Raw genomic sequence first — 21801 nt, forward strand, 5'->3', positions numbered from 1 at the left:
TTAACTTTCAACTTTTAACTTTCAACTAAAAAAAGCGCGACCGTAGCCGCGCCGAACCATAATTTTTTTCGCGAGTTAGCGCTCGTATTCCTTGAGTTTCTGCATTGCGACCGTGCCCACCACCGGCCCAATGGCCAACAAACCGAACGCCGCCGGCCAGCCCCAGGCGTTCTGCACCACCGGAATCAACCACAGGGTCGGTACCGTCAGCACGAAGCCGATGGCCAGCTGAAGGGTCAGGGCGGTGCCCACGTATTGTTGATCGCCCAACTCGGTGATCACGGTTGAGAACTGCGCCGAGTCCGCCACCACCGCGAAGCCCCACACCAGGCCCACCAGCAGCACCAGGGGCAGCGGCGCGCTGTGCAGAAAGCCGATCAGCAACGCGCAGGCGCCGGACACGACCATCGCCGCCGAGGTGGTGTTGCCGCGCCCCCAGCGGTCGCCCAGTTCACCGCCCACCCAGCAGCCCACGGCACCGATGGCGATCACCAGAAACGCCAGCAGCGCGCCGGTGCCGCCGGGCTCCGCCCAACCGTCGTTGCGCAGTACCTGGGTGATGAACACTGAGAACCAGGCCCACATCGCGTACAGCTCCCACATGTGGCCGAAGTAGCCGATCGACGCCAGCCGCACCGGCCGGTCCGAGAACGCCCGCAGCGCCTGGCCCGGGTTGAACGGCGCGCGCGGAAAATCGAAGGGCCCGTCGCTGCCCAGAAACTCGGCGATCAGGCCGCCGGCCAACGTCAACACCGAGGTGGCCACGATCACCAGCCGCCAGTCCAGCCCGCCCAGGCCGTTGACCAGATGGGGGGTGGCGGAACCCAGCGTCAGCGCGCCCACCATGATGCCCAGGGCGGTGCCCCGTTTGACCTTGAACCAGGTGGCCATGGCCTTCATCGCCGGCGGATAAACGCCGGCCAGGAACAGCCCGGTGAGCCCGCGCAGCAGCATGGCGCCAGTGACCCCGGGTTCGGTGAGCAGCAGCAGATTGGCCAGCGCCGCGCCGAGGGAACCGAACAGCATCAGCCGCCGGGGCGGGATCAGGTCGGCCAGATTGAACAGCGCCGAGCCCAGGGCCCCGACCACGAAACCGAGCTGCACGCTGATCGTCATCCACGCCGACTGGCCCGGCGTCAGTGACCAAAGCTCACGCAGTTGCGGTACCACCGCGGTGGCGGAAAACCAGGTGGTCATGCCCAGCAACATAGCGCCGGCGAGGATCGTCAGTCCCCGCCAGCAGCCGTGCGGATCACGGCGAACAACGGCGGCCGGATCCACCTTGTTCATCGTGGCAGCGCGGCGGTGTAGGTCACCGCTTCACCGCTGATGCAGACTTCACCGTCCTGGTTTTCCACGGTGGTGCGGATGGTGCAGAACGGCTTGTCCTCACGGACATTGAGCACTTCCACCCGGCCGGTGATGGTGTCGCCCACGTACACCGGCTTGGAGAATTTCCATTCCACGCTGAGGAACACGCTGCCCGGGCCGGGCAGGTCCTCGGCCACCACCGCGTTGAGAATGCCGGTGGTCACCCCGCCCTGCACGATCAGGCCACCGAAGCGGGAGGCTTCCGCCGCCGCCTTGTCGGTGTGCAGCGGGTTGTAGTCGCCGCTCATTTCGCTGAACAGCTCGATGTCTTTCTCGGTGACGTCCTTTTTGCGTTCGGCGATCTGGCCTTCACGGGGCATGCCGTGACGGGTCTCGGTCCAGCCGTTAACGGCCTTGGCTTGATCATTGGCGCTCATGGGTACTCCTTTTCATTCATGATTCAGTGTTGTTCAGGCAAGTCGTTCCAGCACCACCGCGTAGCCCTGGCCGCCGCCGCCGCACAGGGACGCCACGGCGTAGCGCCCCTGGCGGCGGCGCAGTTCCCGGGCGGCGGTGAGCAGCAACCGGAAACCGGTGCCGCCCAGCGGGTGACCCAGGGCGATGGCGCCACCGTTCACATTGACCTTGTCGGCGGGCAGATCCAGGTGCCGGCAACTGGCGATCACCACGGCGGCGAACGCCTCGTTGATCTCGAACACATCGATGTCACCCAGTTGCAGGCCGGCGCGGGCCACCGCCTGCTCGATGGCGGCGGCGGGTTTCAGATGCAGGGTGTTGTCCGGCCCGGCCACTTCCGCCCAGGCGCGGATCCGGCCCAGGGGCGTGACGCCGGCGGCCTCCGCCTCGGCCAGGGAACAGACCAGGCCGGCGGAGGCGCCGTCGGTCATTTGCGAGGCGCTGCCGGCGGTGATGGTGCCGCCCTCCTCGAAGGCGGCGCGCAGCCCGGCCAGTTTCTCTTCGCTGCTGTCGGCGCGAATGCCCTCGTCCCGATCCAGCCGCGCCGAGCCGTTGTCGAACGGCAGAATCTCGCCGTCGAAGAAGCCGCTTTCCACGCCGGCGGCGGCGCGTTGGTGAGAGGCGGCGGCGTAGGCATCCTGCTCCGGACGCCGGATGCCCAGATCCCGGTTGGCGCGCTCCGACAGCGGGCCCATGCCCTCGTCGGTGAGCGAACACCAGAGGCCGTCGTTCATCATGATGTCGGTGAACGCCAGCTCTCCGGGACGGCGTTCCGCCTGGCGCATCAGCCGGGCATGGGGCGCGCGGCTCATGGAGTCGCCGCCGCCGACGATATAGCGCCGCCCCTCGCCCAGGCGGATACGTCGGGAGGCATCGGCGACGCTGGCCAGGCCGGCCAGGCAAACGTTATTCAGGGTCAGCGCCGGCACCCGCCAGTCGACGCCGGCCTCGGCGGCGATCAAACGGGCCGGGTTCTGCCCCTGGCCGGCCTGCAGCACCTGACCGAGCAGCACGCCATCGGCGCGCTGGAAAGCCGGATAGCGGCGAATCAGTTCGGCCACCGGCGCGGCACTGAGCGCGCGCGCCGGCACCGACGCCAGGGCACCCAGATAGCGGCCGAACGGCGTGCGGATGCCGTCCAGCAGCACCGGTTCCAGATGGGCGTCCATCAGTCTTTCTCCTTGTGAGCGAACTCTTCGGGAACGAATTTGGGCAGCACTTCACCGCCCTGCTCCACCCAGTGCACGCGCACCGCCTGGCCGATGCGCACCTGCTCCGGCGCGCAGCCCACCACGTTGGAAAGTATTCGCGGGCCTTCCTCCAGGTCGATCAGCGCTACCACGTAGGGGGTGTCTTCCTGGAACGCCGGGTGGCCGGGTTTGTGCACCACGATGAACGAGGCCACGGTGCCCCGTCCGCTGGCATCGCGCCATTCAAGGTGGGTCGACCAGCTGCGCGGATCCAGGGCGCGGGGGTAGAACACCCACTGGCCGGAATCCGGGCAGTACTGCAAGCGCAGGCGGCGCTCCCTGCAACCGTCCCAGAACGGTTGCGACAGCGGGCTGGCCTGGGGGCCGGGTTTGACGATGGTCATGGTCAGTCCTCCCGGCGCAGCACCAGAGCGGTGGCTTCGCTCATGGTGGCGCCATTGCCGGTGATCAGGGCGTGGCGGGCGTCGGCGATCTGCCGGCCTTCGGCCTGGTGGCGCAGTTGCCGCACCGCCTCGATGATGTGCGACATGCCACCGGCCAGATCGGCCTGCCCGAACGACAGCTGGCCCCCGTGGGTGTTGAGCGGCTGGTCGCCCTCCGCGCTCAGGTCGTGGGCCGCCAGCCAGGGGCCGCCCTGCCCCGGCGGGCACAGGCCGGCGTCTTCCACGGTCACCGCCAGCATGATGCTGTAGCAGTCGTACAGCGACAGCAGGTCCATTTGCCCGGCGTCCACGCCGGCCTGCTGGAAGGCCCGCGCCATGGCCGGTTTGAGCGGGCCGGAGAGCAGGTCCGGCGCGCCGGAAATGGCCCGGTGAGTGACCTTTTCGCCAGCGCCGGCCAACAACACCGGCGGCTGGCCCAGGGTCCTGGCCCGCCGCGCCGAGGTCACCACGAAGGCGGCGCCGCCGGCGCAGGGCATCACCACTTCCAAAAGCCGCAGCGGCTCCGCCACCCAGGGCGAGTTGAGCACGTCGTCCACGGTGATCGGCGCATCGCGGAAGATCGCCTGCGGATGGCGGGCGGCGTTGCGGCGCTGCGCCGCCACCGCCGTGGCCAACTGCTCGCTGGTGGTGCCGTAATGGTGCATGTGCGCCTGGGCGATCATGGCGTAGGCGGCGTTGGCGCCGGAGGCGCCGAACGGCACATCGAACTCGCGGATCGGATTGCGGTTGGGCGAGCGCGGCGGCGTCGGCTCGCGGGTGTTGGCCAGCACGCACAGCACCGCCTCGCACATGCCGGCGTTGATCGCCGCCGCCGCCCGCCAGGCCATGCCGGCGCCGGACGCGCCGCCCAGGTCCACCACATTGCTCATGGTGGGCCGCAGCCCCAGGTACTCGCTGACCGTGGCCGGCACGTGCTGGGGCGTCTCGCCCACCTGCGGGCCCACCAGCAGGCCGTCGATGGCGGCCGGCTCCAGACCGGCGTCGGCCACCGCCTCGGCGCTCACCCGGGCGATCATGCCCAGGGTGGTTTCACCCTCGGTGCGGCGCCTGGGCGTGAGCTCGGCGATGCCGGCGATGGCGCAGTCCCAGTGGCTCATGCCCGGACCTCCGCCACCGCCACGAACTCATCCAGGCAATCCGGATTGAGCAGTGAGCCTTTGTTTTTCACCGGCTTGCCGGTGAGCAGTTGCAGCACCGCTTTCTCTACTTTCTTGCCGTTCAGGGTGTAGGGAATTTCCGGCACCGGGAAGATGCGTTTAGGCACATGGCGCGGCGACGCCTCGCGCAGCAGCGAGGAGCGAATACGCTCTTCCAGGCCGTCGTCCATGGCCTGGTCCGGGCCGGTGACCACGAACAGCCACAGGTCCATATCGCCACCCTCCGCCGGGTAGCCGATCACCAGGGAATCCTCCACCCCGTCCAGAGCCTCCACCACCCGGTAGATTTCCGAGGGGCCCATGCGCACCCCGCCGGGCTTGAGCAAGGTATCGCTGCGGCCGGTGATGACGATGCCGCCGCTGGCGGTGAAGTAAGCCACGTCGCCGTGGGTCCAGATGTCGGCGCGCTCGCCGAAGTAGATGTCCAGATAACGCTGCCAGCCGTCGTCGCCCCAGAATCCCAGCGGCATGGACGGGAACGGCTCGGTGCACACCAGATCGCCGTGGCGGCCCAGCACCGGAATGTCCCGTTCGTCGAGCATGGCCATGGCCATGCCCAGCGCCGGCACCTGAATCTCGCCGGCGCGTACCGGCCCCGCCGGGTTACCCATCACGAAGCAGCCCATGATTTCGGTGCCGCCGGAGATCGACGCCAGGCACAGGTCCGCCTTCACCGCGCCGTAGACCCAGCGGAAGTTTTCCTGGGTGAGCGGCGCGCCGGCGCTCATCACCATGCGCAGGGCGGAGAGATCATGGTCGTCGCCAGGCCGGCGGCCGTCCTGCTCCAGCAACGACAGATACTTGGGGCTGGTGCCGAAGTGGGTGGTGCCGGTTTCGGCGGCAATGCGCCACAGGATGTCGTGGTCCAGGGCGCCGTCGCGCTTGGGCAGGGCGGCGCCGTCATAGAGCACAAGGGTGGCGCCACTGGCGCGGGCGGTGATCATCCAGTGGTACATCATCCAGGCGGTGGAGGTGTAATAGAGGACGCGGTCACCGGGGCCGATGTCGCAGTGCAGCATGTGCTCCTTGCGATGGGTGATCAGAGTGCCGCCGGCGCTGTGCACGATGCACTTGGGCAGCCCGGTGGTGCCGGAGGTATAGATCACGTAGAGCGGATGGTTGAACGGCAGCGCCACATAGTCCGGCCGCGCCGGCGCGCCCCGGGCCAGGTCGTCGAGCCGCTGGCCGGGGACGCGGGCGCCCGGCGCCTCGCCGTCGCCGCACAGCAGCAGCTGGGCCACGTTCAGTTTATTGGCGATCTCCGCCACCCGCTCGCCGATGTCATGCTGGCGGCCGTTGTAGCGGTAGCGCGGCACCGCCACCAGCACCTTGGGTTCAATCTGGCCGAAGCGGTCGAGCACCCCGTTGACGCCGAACTCCGGCGCGCAGGCCGACCAGATGGCGCCGATGGAGGCGGTGGCCAATACCAGCACCAGGGTATCCAGGGTGTTGGGCATCAGCCCGGCGACCCGGTCGCCCTCGCCCACGTTCAGCGCCCGCAGCGCCTGCTGGGCGCCGGCCACCCGCTCACGCAATTGCGCCAGGGTCACCTCACGGCCGACGCCGTCCTCGCCGGTTTCCACCACCGCGATGTCGGTGTCATCACCGGCCAGCAGGTTCTCGGCGAAGTTCATGCGCGCGCCGACGAAAAAGCGGGCGCCGATCATGCGTGCCTCGCCGTCGCGGCTGAGCACCTGGTCGTAGTCGCTGGCCAGGGGCGCGGCGAAGCGCCAGAACTCGGCCCAGAAATCCTCCAGGCAGGTCACCGAGTAACGATGCAGGTCGGCGTAGCCGGCGCCTTCCAGACCCACCTGCCGGGCGAAGCGCGCGATCTGCGTGTCCGCCGCCTGTTGGGGGGTGGGCGTCCAGCACAGCGGCGCCAGGTTGTCCGTGTAGCTCATTGATGCACTCCTGTTTTTTCTCAGGGGAGACTTAACCGAACAGCGGCGGCAGCACGGTGATGCCGAGGCCGAAGATGGCGAACGCGAACAGCATCATCACCGCGGTGTAGCCGACCACGTCACGGGCCTTGAGGGCGGTGACGCCAAGCAGCGGCAGCATCCACATGGGCTGGATGGCGTTGGTGAGCTGGTCGCCGTAGCCGAACGCCAGCACTGTTACCGCGTTGTCCACGCCCAGGCTCTGGCCGGCCTGGATCAGCAGCGGCCCCTGCACCGCCCACTGGCCACCGGCGGACGGCACCATCAGGTTGACCACCCCGGCGCTGATCATGGCCAGCAGCGGAAAGGTGCCCGGCGTGGAGATCGACACCAGCCAGTTGGCGAACACGGTGACCAGCCCGGAGCCGGCCATCATGCCCATGATTCCCGCGTACAACGGAAACTGCAGAACGATCTGGCCGCAGGCGCGGATGCCGTCGTCGATGGCGTTCACATAGGCCATGGGCGTGCGGTAGGCGATCAGGCCGAACACCAGCAGGGCGAAATTGACCAGGTTCAGGTTGAGGTCGAAGCCGTTGCTGTAGAAATGCCAGACCAGATAGCCCAGGCCGGGAATCACCAGCATCCAGTTAAGGATGGCGGCGTTTTCCAACTTCTCCGCCAGGGTGGTCTCGCCGTCCTCCTGGCGCGCTTCGCTCCGTGCCTCGGGCTCCGCTTCATCGTCGCTCACCTCCTGCACGTCGTCCGGGTTCGGATGCATGGCCCGGTAAATCAGCGGGATGACGATCAGATAGGCGAGGAAGGTGATCAGGTTGGCCGGCGAGAAGATGGTCTCGGACACCGGAATCAGCCCGACCTGGTCAATCAGGAAGTGATCCTGGGTGTTGACCAGCAACGGCGCCGACGCGGACAGCCCGAAGTTGAAGATGATCAGCCCGGAGAAGCCGGCGGCGGCGGCCAGCGGATAGTGCACCTTGATGCCGCGCGCCTTGGCCTGGCTGCACACCTCGCGGGCGGCGATGGCGCCGACGATCAAGCCCAGGCCCCAGCTCAGAAAGCCGAACACCACCGCCAGCACCGTCACCAGCATCACCGCCTGGCCGGCACTGCGTGGCAACGCGGCGGCACGGCGCACCGCCCGGCGCACCGGCGGCGAGCTGGCCAGTACATAGCCGAACAGCAGGATCACCACCATCTGCATGGAAAACTGGAGCAGATTCCAGAAGCCGTCGTACCAGTGGCCGACCATCTGCGCCGGGCTCTGATGAGTAATGACGATGCCCAGCAGATACACCACCGCGGACAGCAGAATGGCGAAGATAAAAGGGTTGGGAATGAATTGACGGGAAACGCGCGCGCATATCGCGCCGGCGGTCTGCAGCATGTTGTTGTCCTCCACCTGTCGTGTCGGTTTTATTATTCGAACGCTTTCGTTGCGGTCGGCCGACCCGACAAACACGGGACTGTACCGACTGGTCCATACACTAGAATGACCGATCGGTCGCTGTAAAGCCCGCCCCTGCGGTGCACCAATACCGTGAAGTCGCGCAGAAGAATCAGGTTAAGTTACTGATTTTCAATAAAAATAAAGAAAAACAATGAAGAGCTTCGGCTCCATCGGCTTTACCAATGGAAGCCCTTGAAGCGCCCGGAATCACCGGGCTGGAGAGGAAATCGCCTGTACCGCACAGTACACAAAAAGGCGATAAAGGAAGGAAATCTAAAAGCGAAAGAGTCTAAGCGTCGGGGTTTTTCAGGCCGTTCAGTATCAGATCGCAGAACGATTCCGCGATCGCCTCCGGGCTGCGATGGCCATCCGGGCGCAGCCACAGGTAGCTGTAGTGGTGCATGCCCAGCACCGCCTTCACCGACAAGGCATCGGTCTGCTCGAACTCGCCGCTGTCGAAGCCCGCGCTCAGGATGCGCGCCCACACCCCCTCGTACTGGCGGTGCAGGTCCAGCAGCGCCTGCCGGTTGTCCCCGGTCACCGCGTGCATCTCGCGGAAGCAAACGGTCAGCTCCGACAGGTCGTCGGCGACACTGCGCATCACCGCCCGGGAAAAGCGGCGCAACCGCTGTTCGGCGGGCATCTCCTCGCCCAGCAGCCGCTCCCCCAGCGCCACCAGCTCACGCAGATAGCGGGTGGTGATCTCGAACAGCATTTCCTCCTTGTTGGAGAAATAGTGGTACAGGGAGCTGCGCCCCAGGCCTGTGGCCTTCTCCAGGTCACTCATGCCGGTGGCGTGGAAGCCCTTGCGGGCGAACAGATCCGCGGCCGCGCGCAGCAGCCGGGTGCGATTGTCGTTCATGGGCCCCCGAGGTGGTCGCTGAAGAATCACGGCCGCTCATTATAAGGCCAACACCCGCCGGGTCCATGGCGGGCATCGGCGGTCAGGGGAGCACGCCGGCCAGCGCCTCACCGATGTCGGCGATGGCCGCGTTGCGTTGCTCCAGGGTGGCGTCGGTTTCGGTGATATAGATGGCCGCCAGCACCGGGCCGTGGCCCGGCGGCCACATCACGGCGATGATCCCCCGGGTGCCATGGCCGCCGGTGCCGGTTTTATCGCCGATGGTCCAGTCGCCGGGAATACCGGCGCGCAGTACGGCGTCGGCGACCTTGTCGTCCTTCATCCATTGCAGCAGTTGCCGGCGAGAGTCTTCGCCAAGCACGTCACCAAACAGCAGTTCGCCCAGGGTGGCGACCATGGCGTCGGGGGTGGTGGTATCGCGGGGATCACCGGGCGTGCCTTCGTTCAGTTCGGTCTCCCGTCGATCCAGGCGGGTGTTGTCGTCTCCGATGCCGCGCAGGAACAGGGTCAGGCCGGCCGGGCCGCCAATGCGACCGAGCACCAGATTGGCGGCGGTGTTGTCGCTCAGGGTGATGGCGGCTTCGCAGAGCGCACCGAGGCTCATGCCGGTGTCGACATGCTGGCTGGTTTCCGGCGAATAGGTGACCAGATCCTTTTCGCCGTAGTGGATCACCCGGTCCAGGCGCTCCTCGCCGGCGTCCACCTTATGCAGCAGCGCGCCGCAGGCGAGCACCTTGAAGGTGCTGGCGAGGGGGAAACGCTGATCGGCGTTGTGGCGCCAGGCGCGGCCGGTACTCAGATCCGACACGGCCACGCCGACCCGGGCCTGCAGCCGGTTCTCCACCTGCTTCACCGTGGCGATCAAAGCATCGTCCGCCCGCGCCGTGGCCGCTAGCAACAACAATCCCAAACCCACCACCACACCGCGCATATCACCCCTCACAAACACTCCTTCTTCATAACGATTTACCCACCCCGGCAAGCTACCTCCGAGCGGTCCTGGGTGGCGCCAACGCGGTCAAATTACCCTCCTGCCGGTACCGCCTCAACCGCTTGCGTCTCATTGTCGTCAGCCGGCAGCGGCGCACCCGCCAGGGTCCGGTAAATGCCCACCATGGCCAGGGTCTCGGCGGTGCGGCTCTCGATCAGATTATCGCGGGTGTCGATCAGCTCCTGCTCGGCGGCCAGCACTTCGAAGTAGCCGATGTAGCCCTGCTCATAGCGGGTGCGGGCCAGCTCCGCCGCGCGGCCGGCGGCCTCGGTGGCGTCTTCCAGCCGCGCGCTGCGCACCTGGGCGCGCTGGTAACGCACCAGCTGGGTCTCGGTTTCGGCGAGCGCTTCCAGCACGGTCTGCCGATAGTCCGCCAGGGCCGCGCGGCTGGCCGCGTCGGCGGCGTCGATGCGGCTGCGCACGCCGCCGAAATCCAGGAAGGTCCAGTCCACGCCCAGGGCCACCGCGCGGGACTCCGCCGGGCCGCTGAACAGATCGGAGGAATCCGCCGCCACCGAGCCGATCAGCGCATCCAGGCTGAAGCTCGGGAACAGATCGGCGGTGGCCACGCCGATGCGCGCGGTGGCGGCGGCCAGTCGCCGCTCGGCGGCGCGGATATCCGGGCGCCGGCGCAGGGCGTCGCCGGGGCTGCCCACCGGAATCGCCGGCAGGCTCTCCGGCAGCGGCCCCGGCAGTGTCAGCTGCCCCACCAGGGCCCCCGGGGTCTGGCCGGTGAGCACGGCGATGCGGTACATGCGCTCACGGATGCCCGCCTCCAGGTCCGGCAGGGTGGCGCGGATCGCGTCCAGCCGGGCGCGGGCGCGCACCCGGTCGAACTCGGTGCCGCGGCCGGCGTCCAGGCGGGCCGCCACGATGTCCAGGGATTCCCGCTGGTTGCGCACATTGCGCTGGGCCACCGCCAGCTGCTGCTGCAGCCCGCGCAGTTCGAAGTAGTCGCTGGCCAGGCGACCGACCAGCGCCACCTGCAGGGTGGCCAGGTCGGCGCCGGCGGCGTCCAGGTCCGCCTGGCGCGCCTCGCGGCCACGGCGCAGGCGGCCGAACAGGTCCAATTCCCAGCGGGCGGCGGCATTGACCTGGTAGCGGGTGACCCGCTCCTGGTTCGGGTCCATCCGTTCCACCTCCGCCAGATACTGTTCACCGGCGGAACCATTGGCACTGAGGGTCGGGTACTGGTCGGCGCGGGCGCCGCGCAGCAGCGCCCCGGCCTGGTCCAGCCGGGCCAGCGCCGCGCGCAGATCCTGGTTGGCGTCCAGGGCCTGCTCGATCAGTTGCGCCAGCAGCGGATCCTGGAACCCTTGCCAGAAACGGCGCTGCTCGCCGTCGAAGGCACCGCTGTCGCGGGCCTCCTCGAAACGGGCCGGCGCCTGAGGATCCGGGGCCTGGTAATCGGGCCCCACGGCGCAGGCGCTCAACAACAGCAGCGCCGCGCCGGACAATAATACATTACGCATGGTTTTCTCCCGGCAGGCCATGGGCCTCGCCGTCCATCGTTGAGACATGATCGCTCTTCAGCGGCCCGGCCAGCTTGCGCAGGGCCACGTAGAACACCGGCGTCAGGAACAGCCCGAACAGGGTGACGCCGAGCATGCCGGCGAACACCGCCACGCCCAGGGCCTGACGCACTTCGGCGCCGGCACCGTGGCCCAGCACCAGGGGCACCACGGCGGCGGTGAAGGTGATCGAGGTCATGATGATCGGGCGCAGCCGCAGGCGGCAGGCTTCCAGCGCGGCGTCCACGGTGGCGCGCCCCTGCAGCTCCAGCTCACGGGCAAACTCCACGATCAGAATGGCGTTCTTGCAGGCCAGACCGATCAGCACCACCAGACCCACCTGCACGAAGATGTTGGTGTCGCCGCCCATCAGCCACACGCCCACCAACGCCGACAGCAGACACATGGGCACGATCAGGATCACCGCCAGCGGCAGGGTCCAGCTTTCGTACAGGGCCGCCAGCACCAGGAACACCAGCAGCACCGCCAGCGGGAACACCACCAGCGCGGCGTTGCCCTGGGTGTGCTGCTGATAGCTCAGGTCGGTCCACTCGAAGTCCACGCCGGCGGGCAGCACCCGCTCACCGATGTCGGTGAGCGCGCTCATCGCCTGGGCCGACGACAGCACCCGCGGGTCCGCTTCGCCGGCCAGATCCGCCGCCGGGTAACCGTTGAAGCGCAGCACCGGGTCCGGGCCGAAGCTTTGCCGCACGTCCACCATGGAACCGATCGGCACCATCTCGCCCTGGTTGTTGCGGGTGCGCAGACGGGCGATGTCCTCCACGCTGTCGCGGTAGGAGGCGTCCGCCTGGGCGATCACCTGCCAGGTGCGGCCGAACTGGTTGAAATCGTTCACGTAGGTGGAGCCCAGGTAGGTCTGCAGGGTCATGAACAGATCGGTGACCGCCACGCCCTGGGCCTTGGCCTTGAGCCGGTCCACCTCGGCGTCCAGCTGCGGCACGTTGGCCTGGTAGCTGGTGATCGGGTAGCTCATGCCCGGGGTCTGCATCACCGCGCCCTGGAAGGCGGTGACCGCCTCCTGCAGCGGCCCATAGCCGAGCCCGTCCCGGTCCTCGATAAACAGCTGATAGCCGGAGCCGTTGCCGAGCCCCTGAATCGGCGGCGGCATGAACGAGAAGGCGATGCCGTCCTTGAGCCCGCCGATGCGGGCGGCGATCTCGGCGTTGATCTGCTCGGCGCTCAGCGCCCGTTCGCCGAACGGCGCCAGGGTCAGGAACACCAGTCCGGTGTTGGAGGTGTTGGTGAACTGCAGCGCGTTCAGGCCCGGGAACGAAATGGCGTGCTCCACGCCGTCGATCTCCATGGCGATGTCGGTGACCTGACGCAGCAGCGCGTCGGTGCGGTCCAGCGAGGCGCCCTCGGGCAGCTTCACCCCGGCCACTAGATACTGTTTATCCTGGATCGGGATAAAGCCCGGCGGCACCAGCTTGAACAGCGCGCCGGTGCCGGCCAGCAGTACCAGATAGATCACGAACACGGCGCCGCGCCGGCGCAGGCTGCGCGACACCGCGCCCTGGTACTTGTCGGAGCTTTTATTGAAGAAGCGGTTGAACGGCCGGAACAGCCAGCCGAACAGCGCATCGATAATGCGCGTGAGCCGGTCCCGGGGCGCGTCGTGCGGGCGCAGCAGGCGGGCCGCCAGCGCCGGCGACAGGGTCAGCGAGTTGATCGTGGAGATCACCGTGGAAATGGCGATGGTCACCGCGAACTGGCGATAAAACTGACCGGTGACCCCGGACAGAAATGCCATCGGCACGAACACCGCGCACAGCACCAGGCCGATGGCGACGATGGGCCCGGACACTTCCTTCATGGCCTGATGGGCGGCGGCCACCGGGGTCAGGCCCTCCTCGATGTTGCGCTCCACGTTCTCCACCACCACGATGGCGTCGTCCACCACGATGCCGATGGCCAGCACCAGCCCGAACAGGGTGAGGGTATTGATCGAGTAGCCCAGCAGGTACAGCACCGAGAAGGTACCCACCACCGACACCGGCACCGCCAGCAACGGAATAATGGACGCCCGCCAGGTCTGCAGGAACAGGGTCACCACCAGCACCACCAGCAGCACCGCTTCCAGCAGGGTCTGGATCACCGAACGGATGGAATCACTGACGAAAATGGTGGTGTCGTAAACGGTGCGGTATTCCACGCCTTCGGGAAAACGCTCGGACAGTTCGTCCATGGTGGCGACCACCTGCTCGCGAATGTCCAGGGCGTTGGCGCCGGGGGCCTGGAAGATGCCGATGGCCACCGCGTCCTGGCCGTCCAGCCGCGCCCGCAGGGTGTAGTCGCCGGCGCCCAGCTCCAGCCGCGCCACATCGCGCAGGCGCAGAATCTCGCCGTCGGCGCCGGCCTTGAGCACGATGTCACCGAATTCCTGTTCGCTGGTCAGCCGCCCCTTGGCGTTGATCAGGGTCAGGAAGTCGCTGTCCGGCATCGGCTCGGCGCCGATCTGGCCGGCGGACACCTGCACGTTCTGTTCGCGCATGGCTTCCACCACGTCACCGGCGGTGAGCCCACGGGCGGCGATGCGCTCCGGGTCCAGCCAGGCGCGCATGGCGTAGTCGCCGCCGCCGAAGATCTGCGCTTCGCCGACGCCGCTGATGCGCGCCAGCCGGTCGCGCACGTGCAGACGGGCGTAGTTGCGCAGATAGAGCGTGTCGTAGCGGGCGTCCGGGGACACCAGATGCACCACCATCAAAAAGGTGGGCGACTGCTTCTGGGTGGTCACGCCCTGGCGGCGCACCGCTTCCGGCAGCCGCGCCAGCGCCTGGCTGACCCGGTTCTGCACGCGCACCGTGGCGTCCTCCGCGTTGGTGCCGGGGCGGAAGGTGATGGTCATCTGCAGCACGCCATCGGAACCGGCCACGGACTTGAAGTACATCATGTCCTCGACGCCGTTGATCGCTTCCTCCAGCGGCGTGGCCACGGTCTCGGCGATCTCCTTGGGGTTGGCGCCCGGGTAGACGGTGCGCACCAGCACCGAGGGCGGCACCACCTCCGGGTATTCACTGATCGGCAGGTTGGGTATGGAAATCGCCCCCACCGCGAAAATGATGATGGACAGCACCGCGGCGAAAATCGGCCGGTCCACGAAAAAACGGGAGAAATTCATGACAAAGGGCTCCTGAACGGCGGACCGGTGTCCGCCGCCTGTGCGTCGTTCCCTGGGTTATTTGCCTGGGTAAGTGCCTGGGTTAAGTGCCTGAAACGGGGATCAGCGGTTGGCGATTTCACCGGCGCCGGTGGGCGCGCCCATGGCGATCGGGTTGGGCGCCACCGGCTGGCCCGGGGCGAACACCTTCTGGGTGCCGTTGACGATTACCCGGTCGCCGGACTTGAGGCCCTCGCGAACCACGATCAGGTCGTGCACTTCACGACCGGTGACCACCGGGCGGCGGGCCACGGTGTTGTCGTCGCCGACCACATAGACGAAGCGCCGCGCCTGGTCGGCCATCACCGCTTTGCGGTTGATCAGCACCGCCTGCTCAAGCCGGGCCACCGGCATCTCCACGCGGGCGAACTGGCCCGGCTTAAAAATGCCATCCGGGTTGGGCAGCACCGCCCGGTAACGGAGGGTGCCGGTGTCCGGGTTCAGCCGGTTGTCCACGAAGTCCAGGGTGCCGGAGTGGGGAAAGCCGCTCTCGCCGGTGAGACCGATGCGCAGCGGCGCGCTCTTTCCCTCTTGCAGAAGGTTCTGGGCGCCCAAAGCGTCGGACTCGTTGCTGTCGAAATAGACGTGCAGCGGGTCCACGGACACCACCGTGGTCAGCAGCGTCTGGTCGGCGCTGGCCAGGTTGCCCTTGGTGACCAGGGCGCGACCGGCGCGGCCGGCCACCGGCGCGGTGATGCGGGTGTACTGCAGGTCCAGCTCGGCGCTGGCCAGGGCCGCTTCGGCCTCGTCCACCAGGGCGCGGGCGTTGAGCAGCGCCGCCTGACGCTGGTCGTATTCCTCCCGGGAGATGGCGCGGGCGTCCAGCAGTTTGCGGGCCCGGCCGGCTTCGCCCTCGGCGAGTTGACGCTGGCTGCGGGCCTGGCTCACCGAGGCCCGGGCGGCGCGCACCCGCGCCTCGTAGGGGCGCGGATCGATGCGGAACAGCAACGCGCCGGCCTCCACCAGTTCGCCTTCCTCGAAGGCCACTTCATCGATATAGCCACTGACCCGGGGGCGCAGCTGCACCGTCTGTGGGGCTTCCACCCGGCCGGTGAAGGTTTCCCAGAGGGTCACCGGTTCCACCAGAACCCGGGCCACGTCCACCTCCGGGGCGGGCGGCGCGGCGGCGGCGTCGGCTTCACCGCGGGCGTCGCAGCCGGCCAGGACCAGCAGGGCCGCCATCAGCAGCGTGGCCAGCCCCCAGTACAGGCCCGCGCTCGCCGCCGGGGCGTCGTTGAGATTTTCCATGGTGTCGTACTCCGTATGCGTTAAGCGATGAACGGTAATTCCTCAACTTAAGTTCAGGTCAAGCCCGAAGCGTTTGTTGTTCTGAGAGGGAGGTTATGGAGGCGTACTGTAGCGGCGGCGGCCGCCACCCCGTTATCGAGTTCCTGCCGCTTACTTGCCCGATCCTGTAAAGTCCGTGCCGGAAGGGAGTACGGGCCCGCGGACATCGGGCCCCGTTTCAGGGCATCATGAAGGTGGGTTGCCCGTTCCTGCGCGGTGCTTGCCCAATCCTGCAAGCATCCGTCTTTTTGTCATAAAAGCCGCTGAATACGGGCGTATACTCAGCGCTTCGCGACCCAGCCACCGCTTGACCGTCAACCGGAGGATGCCCCCGTGACTGCCCGACCGCCTGTCCACAACCTGCCCGACGCCGATCTCGACCGCTTGGCGAAAACTCTTTCCCGTCAGATCCAGAAGTGGACCCCCAACGAGGGCGTCAATGCCACGGCCATTGCCGGCCTGGACCTGTTCCGGGCCGACTCCACCACCAGTTGCATGGGCTCCTCGATCTATGACCCGTCCCTGTGTCTGATCGCCCAGGGCGCCAAGACGATCTGGCTGGGCGACCGGGAGATCGATTACGGGCCGCTCAGCTGCCTGGTTTCGTCGGTGCACCTGCCGGTGCTGGGCAAGGTCACCCGGGCGTCGCCGGAGGAGCCCTACCTGGGCCTGAAAATCACCATCGAGCCCCAGGAAGTCACCGACCTGATGCTGGAACTGGGCGAGGCTGCCCTGGAGATCGACGACGATCCGGAATGCACCGAGAGCGCCTGCGGGCTGGGGCGGGTGCAGGCGGAGAAGGGACAGGTGGAAGCCATGCTGCGGCTGCTGAATCTGCTCGACAGCCCCGCCGACGCGCCGATTCTGGCGCCCCTGGCGCGGCGCGAGATTCTCTACCGGGCGCTGACCGGCGAGATCGGCCCGCGCCTGCGCAAGCTGGCGGTGGCCGACAGCCAGGTGCACCGCATCTCGAAGGTCATCGCGGTGCTCAAGGACCGCTTCACCGAACCGTTGCGGGTACGCGATCTGGCGGACATGGCGAACATGAGCGAGTCGTCCCTGTTTCATAGCTTCAAACAGGTCACGCGCATGTCGCCGCTGCAGTTCCAGAAGAAGCTGCGCCTGCACGAGGCGCGCCGTCTGATGCTTTCGGAAGGGTTGGAGGCGGCCACCGCCAGTTTCCGGGTGGGCTATGAAAGCCCGTCCCATTTCAGCCGCGAATACAGCCGTCTGTTCGGCAATCCGCCCCGGGCGGACGTGGTCAAGCTGCGCGGCGAGTACCCGGAGACCGCCCGCGCCTGAGGTTCAGCGCGCCAGCCAGTGGCGGGCCAGGGCCACCATGCCCAGGCCAAGCCCGGTCATGCACAGGGACCCCACCACATGGGCGGCGATGCCCGCCGCCGCCATCCCCCAGCGGCCAGCCTGCAGATTGATGAACATCTCCGCGGAAAACGAGGAGAAGGTGGTGAGGGCGCCAAGGAAGCCGGTCACCACCAGCAACCGCCATTCCGGGGTCAGCGACGGCAGGCCGGCGAACACGCCCAACGCCACGCCGATCAGCCAGCCGCCCAGCAGGTTGGCGGCCAGGGTGCCCAGGGGAATGGCGGGAAACAGGGCATTCAGCCCCAGACTCAACAGCCAGCGCAGATTGGCGCCCAGCGCCGCCCCCACCGAGATCGCCACCACCGATAACCACATCAGGCCGTCCCCTTGCCACCGAAAATACCCGGATATGATGACGCCGAAGTCCGCGCTATGAAACCTCTGGCACGAAGCTTGCCTTCACGGCCCCACGAAGGGGCCCCGGTCTGGTAGACTGGCGCCCTCCTGGTGATCCCAGACCCGGCCCGTTCACCCGGCGATGCGAAAGTCGTATCGACGGTGAAGGCCAGCCAAACCATTATCCAACCCGATAATCGAAGGAGTTCTTCCATGGCGCAGACACGCGTAACAGTCATCCCCGGCGACGGCATCGGTCCCGACATCGTAGCGGCCACCCTGCGCCTGCTGGACGCCCTGGAGTGCGACTTTGCCTACGACCGGGCCATCGCCGGTCAGACCGCGCTGGATCAGGGCCTGGACCTGGTACCCCAGGAAACCCTGGACATGATCGAAAAGAACACGGTGGCCCTGAAAGGCCCGATCACCACGCCGGTGGGCAAGGGCTTCCGCTCGGTCAACGTGACCCTGCGCAAGCACTTCGACCTGTTCGCCAACCTGCGCCCGGCGCTGTCCATCCCCGGGGTGCGCTCGCGCTACGACAACGTGGACATCCTGACGATCCGCGAGAACATCGAGGGCATTTACTCCGGTGAAGGCCAGATGGTCAGCGACGACGGCGAACGGGCCGAGCTGCGCAGCGTCATCACCCGCAAGGAATCCAAGCGGCTGATGCGTTTCGCCTACGAAGCCGCCCAACGCCTGGGCCGTCGCAAGGTCACGGTGGTGCACAAGGCCAACATCATGAAATCCACCTCCGGCCTGTTTCTCAGCGTGGCCCGGTCGGCGGCCGAGGAATACCCGAACATCGAGCATGAGGAAATGATCGTCGACAACTGCGCCATGCAGCTGGCGATGAACCCGCACCGCTTCGACGTGATCGTCACCACCAACCTGTTCGGTGACATTCTTTCCGATCTGTGCGCGGGCCTCACCGGCGGTCTGGGGCTCGCCCCCGGTGCCAACATCGGCGAACACCGCGGCATCTTCGAAGCGGTGCACGGCAGCGCCCCGGACATCGCCGGCAAGGGCGTCGCCAACCCCACCGCGCTGATGCTGGGCGCCGGCATGATGCTCGAATACCTGGAAATGAACGAGAAAGCCGAGCGGCTGCGCGCCGCCATCCGCCACGTGGTGGGCGAAGGCCGGGTGGTCACGCCGGACCTGGGCGGCAGCGCGTCCACCGACGAGTTCACTGACGAGCTGATCAAGCACCTCTAACCGTCCGTCTTTAGCAATCTTTTGCAAAGCCGCCCGGCCCGCGCCGGGCGGCCCTCCCACGCCTCCTCCCCCCATTTTTTCCCGCGCTTTACTGATCCGCGTCTATAGGCAGCCACCGCCCGTGTTGTCTATGCTCAGGCCTGTTCAAGGATATCCATCCAAACCGACAGGAGGTGGTGATATGAGCCAGGAAACCGAAGCGCTCAAAAAGGACATCGAACAACTGCGTCGCGACCTGGGCGCCCTTACCGAGGCCGCCAAGCGTAACTCCCAGCAGAAAGCCCAGGCCGGGGTCGATCAGGCCCGCGCGCACCTGGACGACGTGCGCGCCCGTGCCGAGTTGCACACCGAGGAGTGGGGGTCCCACATCAAGGAACGCCCTCTGACCAGTGTGTTCGCCGCCTTCGGCGTGGGCATTCTGCTCGGCAAACTGATCAGCCGATAACGCCATGAATCTGCGCCGGCCTCTTTCATCCCTGTTCAGCCTCAACGCCCTGGTGTGGCTGGCCATGCTCACCGGCCTGGCCACGCTGCTGTGCTTCGCGGCGGCGGGGTGGCTGGCGTTGGCGCCGCACGTGGGCGCGCCCCTGGCGTCGCTCTATACCGGCCTCGGCCTGCTGGTGGTGACCGTGCTGCTGGCCCTGCTGGTGCGGCGGGCGGTGGCCTCCAAACCGGAGGCCCCGTCCCGCCACCAGACGCCGGCGGCGGAGGCCCGGTTGGAAGACAGCCTGCGGCCGCTGATCGGTGACAGCGCGGTGCGCTGGACCCGTGACAACAGCAGCCTGGTGGCCATCGGCGCTCTGGCCGCCGGCGTGCTGATCGCCGCCAGCCCGGGCACGCGGCGCTTTCTGACCCGCGCCGCCGGGCCGGTGGTGACGCGCAAGGCGCTGGAGGCCTACCGCGGTTATTCCAATGACCAGGACTGAGCCCCACAGCCCGTTCGGGTACACTGATCGCCTTTCGTTTTTTCGTTTCCGGCGACACGAGGGTGGTAATGAAAACCGAACGCGGCGTATTGATCCTGTCCGCCTTGATGGCCCTGATCGTGGGGAGCGCGGCGGTCACCGCCGCCAGCATTACCCACTCCAAGGCCATCCTTCTGGACGGCCTGTTCAATCTGGTCTACTTCCTGGTGGCCCTGGTCACGGTGCGCATCAGCGCCCTGACCATCCAGCCGGACGACCGTAAGTTCCCCTTCGGCTACGGCTATTTCGAGTCCCTGGTGAACGCCGGCAAGGGACTGCTGATTCTGGGTGTGTCCCTGTTCGCCCTGGGCGACGCGGTGCTGGCGCTGTTCTCCGGTGGCCGCGCCATCGTCGCCGGCCCGGCCATTCTCTATGCCTTGTTCGCCACCCTGACCTGCTCGTTCACCGCCTGGACCCTGCACCGTGCCCGGGCGCGGCTGGACACGCCCCTGGTGCGGGCGGATTTCGAGAACTGGCTGATCAATTCGCTGATTTCCGGCTCGGTGCTGCTGACCTTCTGCTTTATCCCGGTGGCCCGCTGGCTCGGGTGGCACCAGATCGTGCCCTATGTGGATTCGGTGCTGGTGATCGCGGTGGTGCTGTTCTGCCTGGGCATGCCCATCCGTATGGCCCGTGGCGCGCTGATGGAGCTGCTCAACCGGGCCCCGCCCCGCACCCTGCGCCGGCCGGTGCGCGCCGCCATCGACGCGGCGCTGGCGGACCTGCCGGTGCGTCAGCTGGAGGTGCGCATGGTGCGCCCCGGCCGCCAGCTTTACGTGATGACCCATGTGGTGCTGCCGGCGGACTATCCGCCGGCGGGCGGCCTGGCGGCGCTGGACGCGATCCGCGAGCGGTTGCGCCGGGCGGTGACCGAGGTATACCCGAATACCGTGACCGATACCGTGTTCACCGCCGACCCGCGCTGGGCGGAACCCTGCGAGGGCGGCCGGGGGGACGATGGCGTGGCCCAGTCCTGAAGCGGCCCGCTGGACGCGGGTCCGATGGTTGGCCTAGGGTTTGAAGGTCGACAGGAACGAGCAGGGAGACCGTGATGCGCTACGAACTGTTCTATTGGCCGGGCATTCAGGGACGCGGCGAATATGTGCGCCTGGCCCTGGAAGACGCCGGTGCCGAGTACCTGGACGTGGGCCGGGGTTCGCCGGACCAGGACCAGGGGGTGCCGGCCCTGGAGATGTATCTGAGCGGCGACGCCACGCCGCGTCCGCCGTTCGCGCCGCCCTTTCTGAAAGCCGGCGACCGGGTGATTTCCCATGTCGCCAACATCCTGCGATTCCTGGCGCCGCGCCTGGGGTTGATCGACGAGGACGAGGACCAGCGGGACTGGGCCCACGGGCTGCAGCTCACGCTCACCGACTTCGTCGCCGAAATCCACGACGTGCACCACCCGCTGTCGTCCACCCTTTACTACGAGGACCAGCGGGACGAGGCCGGGCGCCGCGCCGAGCTGTTCCGCCGCCATCGTCTGCCGCGCTTTCTGGAATACTTCGAGCAGGTGCTGGAGCAGAATCCCCGGGGCGCGGAGCATCTGGTGGGCGAGCGCCACAGCTACGTGGACCTGTCCCTGTTCCAGACCGTCACCGGTCTGCGCTATGCCTTTCCCCGCGCCATGCGTCAGTTGGAACCGGATCTGCCCAAGATCGACGCGCTGGTGGCGCGGGTGAGCGAACGGGACCGGATCCGCGCCTATCTGAATTCCGAGCGGCGCCAGCCGTTCAATGAAGACGGCATATTCCGTCATTATCCCGAGCTGGATGGAGAACCGTGATGGCTCATATTGTCTGGGACGACCCGGGCGCGCACAGCGTGGCCGACTATTACGCCAAGGACCCGAACATCGACGCCGAACCGCACACCGGCAGCATTCTGTCGGCGCGCCACCGGGGTCGGGTGGTCCGGGTGCGGGTGGAGGCCTATGACCGGGACGCCGGTCTCAGCCACGGCGAGGTGGCGGCGATCATCGACCCGGAGACCGGCAAGCGCGCCGACCGTCACGGTGATCTGAAAGTGGGTGACCGGGTGGCGCTGCCCGACGACAAACGCGCCTTCGAGCCGTCGGCGCCGGACCAGGAGGACGAGGACGAACCGTCCTGATCCGGCGC

At 67.4% G+C, this 21801-nt stretch carries 20 protein-coding genes; 7 read left to right on the forward strand and 13 right to left on the reverse strand.

Translation table 11 applies throughout. The features are described 5' to 3' along the window. Positions 1-75: 75 nt before the first annotated feature. The 12 genes from IM760_RS14820 to IM760_RS14875 all read right to left on the reverse strand — a co-directional run bounded on the left by IM760_RS14820 (position 76) and on the right by IM760_RS14875 (position 15737). Positions 76-1290, reverse strand: coding sequence for an MFS transporter (locus tag IM760_RS14820; RefSeq protein ID WP_204430770.1), 1215 nt, complete (start codon positions 1288-1290; stop codon positions 76-78). Next, positions 1287-1748, reverse strand: a complete 462-nt coding sequence (locus IM760_RS14825) for a MaoC family dehydratase (protein WP_228233647.1) — start codon at positions 1746-1748, stop codon at positions 1287-1289. The genes IM760_RS14820 and IM760_RS14825 overlap by 4 nt, the downstream gene beginning before the upstream one ends. 33 nt (positions 1749-1781) lie before the next feature. Then, entirely contained in the window at positions 1782-2957 is a 1176-nt protein-coding gene (locus IM760_RS14830) for a thiolase family protein (RefSeq protein WP_204430771.1), read from the reverse strand. Further along, the gene (locus IM760_RS14835) at positions 2957-3382 is read right to left on the reverse strand and encodes a Zn-ribbon domain-containing OB-fold protein (RefSeq protein ID WP_204430773.1); all 426 of its coding nucleotides are present in this window, start codon (positions 3380-3382) and stop codon (positions 2957-2959) included. Before IM760_RS14835 ends, IM760_RS14830 begins: the two co-directional genes overlap by 1 nt. A gap of 2 nt (positions 3383-3384) precedes the next feature. Beyond that, entirely contained in the window at positions 3385-4539 is a 1155-nt protein-coding gene (locus IM760_RS14840; protein WP_204430777.1) for a thiolase family protein, read from the reverse strand. After that, positions 4536-6500, reverse strand: a complete 1965-nt coding sequence (locus tag IM760_RS14845) for an acetoacetate--CoA ligase (RefSeq protein ID WP_204430780.1) — start codon at positions 6498-6500, stop codon at positions 4536-4538. The genes IM760_RS14840 and IM760_RS14845 overlap by 4 nt, the downstream gene beginning before the upstream one ends. A gap of 31 nt (positions 6501-6531) precedes the next feature. Beyond that, positions 6532-7884, reverse strand: coding sequence for a short-chain fatty acid transporter (locus tag IM760_RS14850; protein ID WP_204430783.1), 1353 nt, complete (start codon positions 7882-7884; stop codon positions 6532-6534). A 352-nt stretch (positions 7885-8236) separates the two neighbouring features. Continuing rightward, positions 8237-8809 carry a TetR/AcrR family transcriptional regulator gene (locus tag IM760_RS14855; protein WP_204430785.1) on the reverse strand — a complete coding sequence of 191 codons (573 nt, stop codon included), beginning with the start codon at positions 8807-8809 and terminating at the stop codon, positions 8237-8239. An 82-nt stretch (positions 8810-8891) separates the two neighbouring features. Next, the gene (gene bla, locus IM760_RS14860) at positions 8892-9740 is read right to left on the reverse strand and encodes a class A beta-lactamase (protein WP_204430846.1); all 849 of its coding nucleotides are present in this window, start codon (positions 9738-9740) and stop codon (positions 8892-8894) included. Between the two features lie 92 nt (positions 9741-9832). Next, positions 9833-11272, reverse strand: coding sequence for an efflux transporter outer membrane subunit (locus IM760_RS14865; protein ID WP_228235227.1), 1440 nt, complete (start codon positions 11270-11272; stop codon positions 9833-9835). Beyond that, positions 11265-14450, reverse strand: coding sequence for an efflux RND transporter permease subunit (locus IM760_RS14870; RefSeq protein ID WP_204430788.1), 3186 nt, complete (start codon positions 14448-14450; stop codon positions 11265-11267). The genes IM760_RS14865 and IM760_RS14870 overlap by 8 nt, the downstream gene beginning before the upstream one ends. Positions 14451-14552: 102 nt before the next feature. Continuing rightward, entirely contained in the window at positions 14553-15737 is a 1185-nt protein-coding gene (locus IM760_RS14875) for an efflux RND transporter periplasmic adaptor subunit (RefSeq protein WP_204430790.1), read from the reverse strand. 372 nt (positions 15738-16109) lie between these two features. On the opposite strand from IM760_RS14875, the gene IM760_RS14880 reads away from it, so the two are divergent. Beyond that, positions 16110-17078: an AraC family transcriptional regulator N-terminal domain-containing protein gene (locus tag IM760_RS14880; protein WP_204430792.1), complete on the forward strand. Its 969-nt coding sequence runs from the start codon at positions 16110-16112 to the stop codon at positions 17076-17078. Between the two features lie 3 nt (positions 17079-17081). Here IM760_RS14880 and crcB read toward each other — a convergent pair whose 3' ends face one another. Then, positions 17082-17474: a fluoride efflux transporter CrcB gene (gene crcB / locus IM760_RS14885; RefSeq protein ID WP_204430793.1), complete on the reverse strand. Its 393-nt coding sequence runs from the start codon at positions 17472-17474 to the stop codon at positions 17082-17084. 234 nt (positions 17475-17708) lie between these two features. On the opposite strand from crcB, the gene IM760_RS14890 reads away from it, so the two are divergent. The 6 genes from IM760_RS14890 (at position 17709) to IM760_RS14915 (ending at position 21793) form a co-directional block, all read left to right on the forward strand. Further along, the gene (locus IM760_RS14890; protein ID WP_204430794.1) at positions 17709-18716 is read left to right on the forward strand and encodes an isocitrate dehydrogenase; all 1008 of its coding nucleotides are present in this window, start codon (positions 17709-17711) and stop codon (positions 18714-18716) included. A gap of 181 nt (positions 18717-18897) precedes the next feature. After that, positions 18898-19161, forward strand: a complete 264-nt coding sequence (locus IM760_RS14895; protein ID WP_228235219.1) for an ElaB/YgaM/YqjD family protein — start codon at positions 18898-18900, stop codon at positions 19159-19161. Between the two features lie 4 nt (positions 19162-19165). Next, positions 19166-19642: a hypothetical protein gene (locus IM760_RS14900; RefSeq protein ID WP_204430796.1), complete on the forward strand. Its 477-nt coding sequence runs from the start codon at positions 19166-19168 to the stop codon at positions 19640-19642. 68 nt (positions 19643-19710) lie between these two features. Beyond that, the gene (locus IM760_RS14905) at positions 19711-20658 is read left to right on the forward strand and encodes a cation diffusion facilitator family transporter (protein ID WP_204430797.1); all 948 of its coding nucleotides are present in this window, start codon (positions 19711-19713) and stop codon (positions 20656-20658) included. Positions 20659-20732: 74 nt separating this feature from the next. Further along, positions 20733-21467, forward strand: coding sequence for a glutathione S-transferase (locus IM760_RS14910; RefSeq protein ID WP_204430799.1), 735 nt, complete (start codon positions 20733-20735; stop codon positions 21465-21467). Beyond that, a complete protein-coding gene (locus tag IM760_RS14915) occupies positions 21467-21793 on the forward strand; it encodes a hypothetical protein (RefSeq protein WP_239549868.1) in 327 nt (108 codons plus the stop codon). Before IM760_RS14910 ends, IM760_RS14915 begins: the two co-directional genes overlap by 1 nt. The last annotated feature ends 8 nt before the right edge of the window (positions 21794-21801 follow it).

It is taken from the genome of Alloalcanivorax marinus, from assembly GCF_016906305.1.
GTDB classification, from domain to species: Bacteria; Pseudomonadota; Gammaproteobacteria; order Pseudomonadales; family Alcanivoracaceae; genus Alloalcanivorax; species Alloalcanivorax marinus.

What these genes read in the sequence shown, in the direction of transcription:
- IM760_RS14820 (WP_204430770.1), bottom strand. Translation starts at nt 1,290, where the DNA reads ATGAACAAGGTGGATCCGGCCGCCGTTGTTCGCCGTGATCCGCACGGC.
- IM760_RS14825 (WP_228233647.1), bottom strand. Translation starts at nt 1,748, where the DNA reads ATGAGCGCCAATGATCAAGCCAAGGCCGTTAACGGCTGGACCGAGACC.
- IM760_RS14830 (WP_204430771.1), bottom strand. Translation starts at nt 2,957, where the DNA reads ATGGACGCCCATCTGGAACCGGTGCTGCTGGACGGCATCCGCACGCCG.
- IM760_RS14835 (WP_204430773.1), bottom strand. Translation starts at nt 3,382, where the DNA reads ATGACCATCGTCAAACCCGGCCCCCAGGCCAGCCCGCTGTCGCAACCG.
- IM760_RS14840 (WP_204430777.1), bottom strand. Translation starts at nt 4,539, where the DNA reads ATGAGCCACTGGGACTGCGCCATCGCCGGCATCGCCGAGCTCACGCCC.
- IM760_RS14845 (WP_204430780.1), bottom strand. Translation starts at nt 6,500, where the DNA reads ATGAGCTACACGGACAACCTGGCGCCGCTGTGCTGGACGCCCACCCCC.
- IM760_RS14850 (WP_204430783.1), bottom strand. Translation starts at nt 7,884, where the DNA reads ATGCTGCAGACCGCCGGCGCGATATGCGCGCGCGTTTCCCGTCAATTC.
- IM760_RS14855 (WP_204430785.1), bottom strand. Translation starts at nt 8,809, where the DNA reads ATGAACGACAATCGCACCCGGCTGCTGCGCGCGGCCGCGGATCTGTTC.
- bla (WP_204430846.1), bottom strand. Translation starts at nt 9,740, where the DNA reads ATGCGCGGTGTGGTGGTGGGTTTGGGATTGTTGTTGCTAGCGGCCACG.
- IM760_RS14865 (WP_228235227.1), bottom strand. Translation starts at nt 11,272, where the DNA reads ATGCGTAATGTATTATTGTCCGGCGCGGCGCTGCTGTTGTTGAGCGCC.
- IM760_RS14870 (WP_204430788.1), bottom strand. Translation starts at nt 14,450, where the DNA reads ATGAATTTCTCCCGTTTTTTCGTGGACCGGCCGATTTTCGCCGCGGTG.
- IM760_RS14875 (WP_204430790.1), bottom strand. Translation starts at nt 15,737, where the DNA reads ATGGAAAATCTCAACGACGCCCCGGCGGCGAGCGCGGGCCTGTACTGG.
- crcB (WP_204430793.1), bottom strand. Translation starts at nt 17,474, where the DNA reads ATGTGGTTATCGGTGGTGGCGATCTCGGTGGGGGCGGCGCTGGGCGCC.
- IM760_RS14890 (WP_204430794.1), top strand. Translation starts at nt 17,709, where the DNA reads ATGGCGCAGACACGCGTAACAGTCATCCCCGGCGACGGCATCGGTCCC.
- IM760_RS14895 (WP_228235219.1), top strand. Translation starts at nt 18,898, where the DNA reads ATGAGCCAGGAAACCGAAGCGCTCAAAAAGGACATCGAACAACTGCGT.
- IM760_RS14900 (WP_204430796.1), top strand. Translation starts at nt 19,166, where the DNA reads ATGAATCTGCGCCGGCCTCTTTCATCCCTGTTCAGCCTCAACGCCCTG.
- IM760_RS14905 (WP_204430797.1), top strand. Translation starts at nt 19,711, where the DNA reads ATGAAAACCGAACGCGGCGTATTGATCCTGTCCGCCTTGATGGCCCTG.
- IM760_RS14910 (WP_204430799.1), top strand. Translation starts at nt 20,733, where the DNA reads ATGCGCTACGAACTGTTCTATTGGCCGGGCATTCAGGGACGCGGCGAA.
- IM760_RS14915 (WP_239549868.1), top strand. Translation starts at nt 21,467, where the DNA reads ATGGCTCATATTGTCTGGGACGACCCGGGCGCGCACAGCGTGGCCGAC.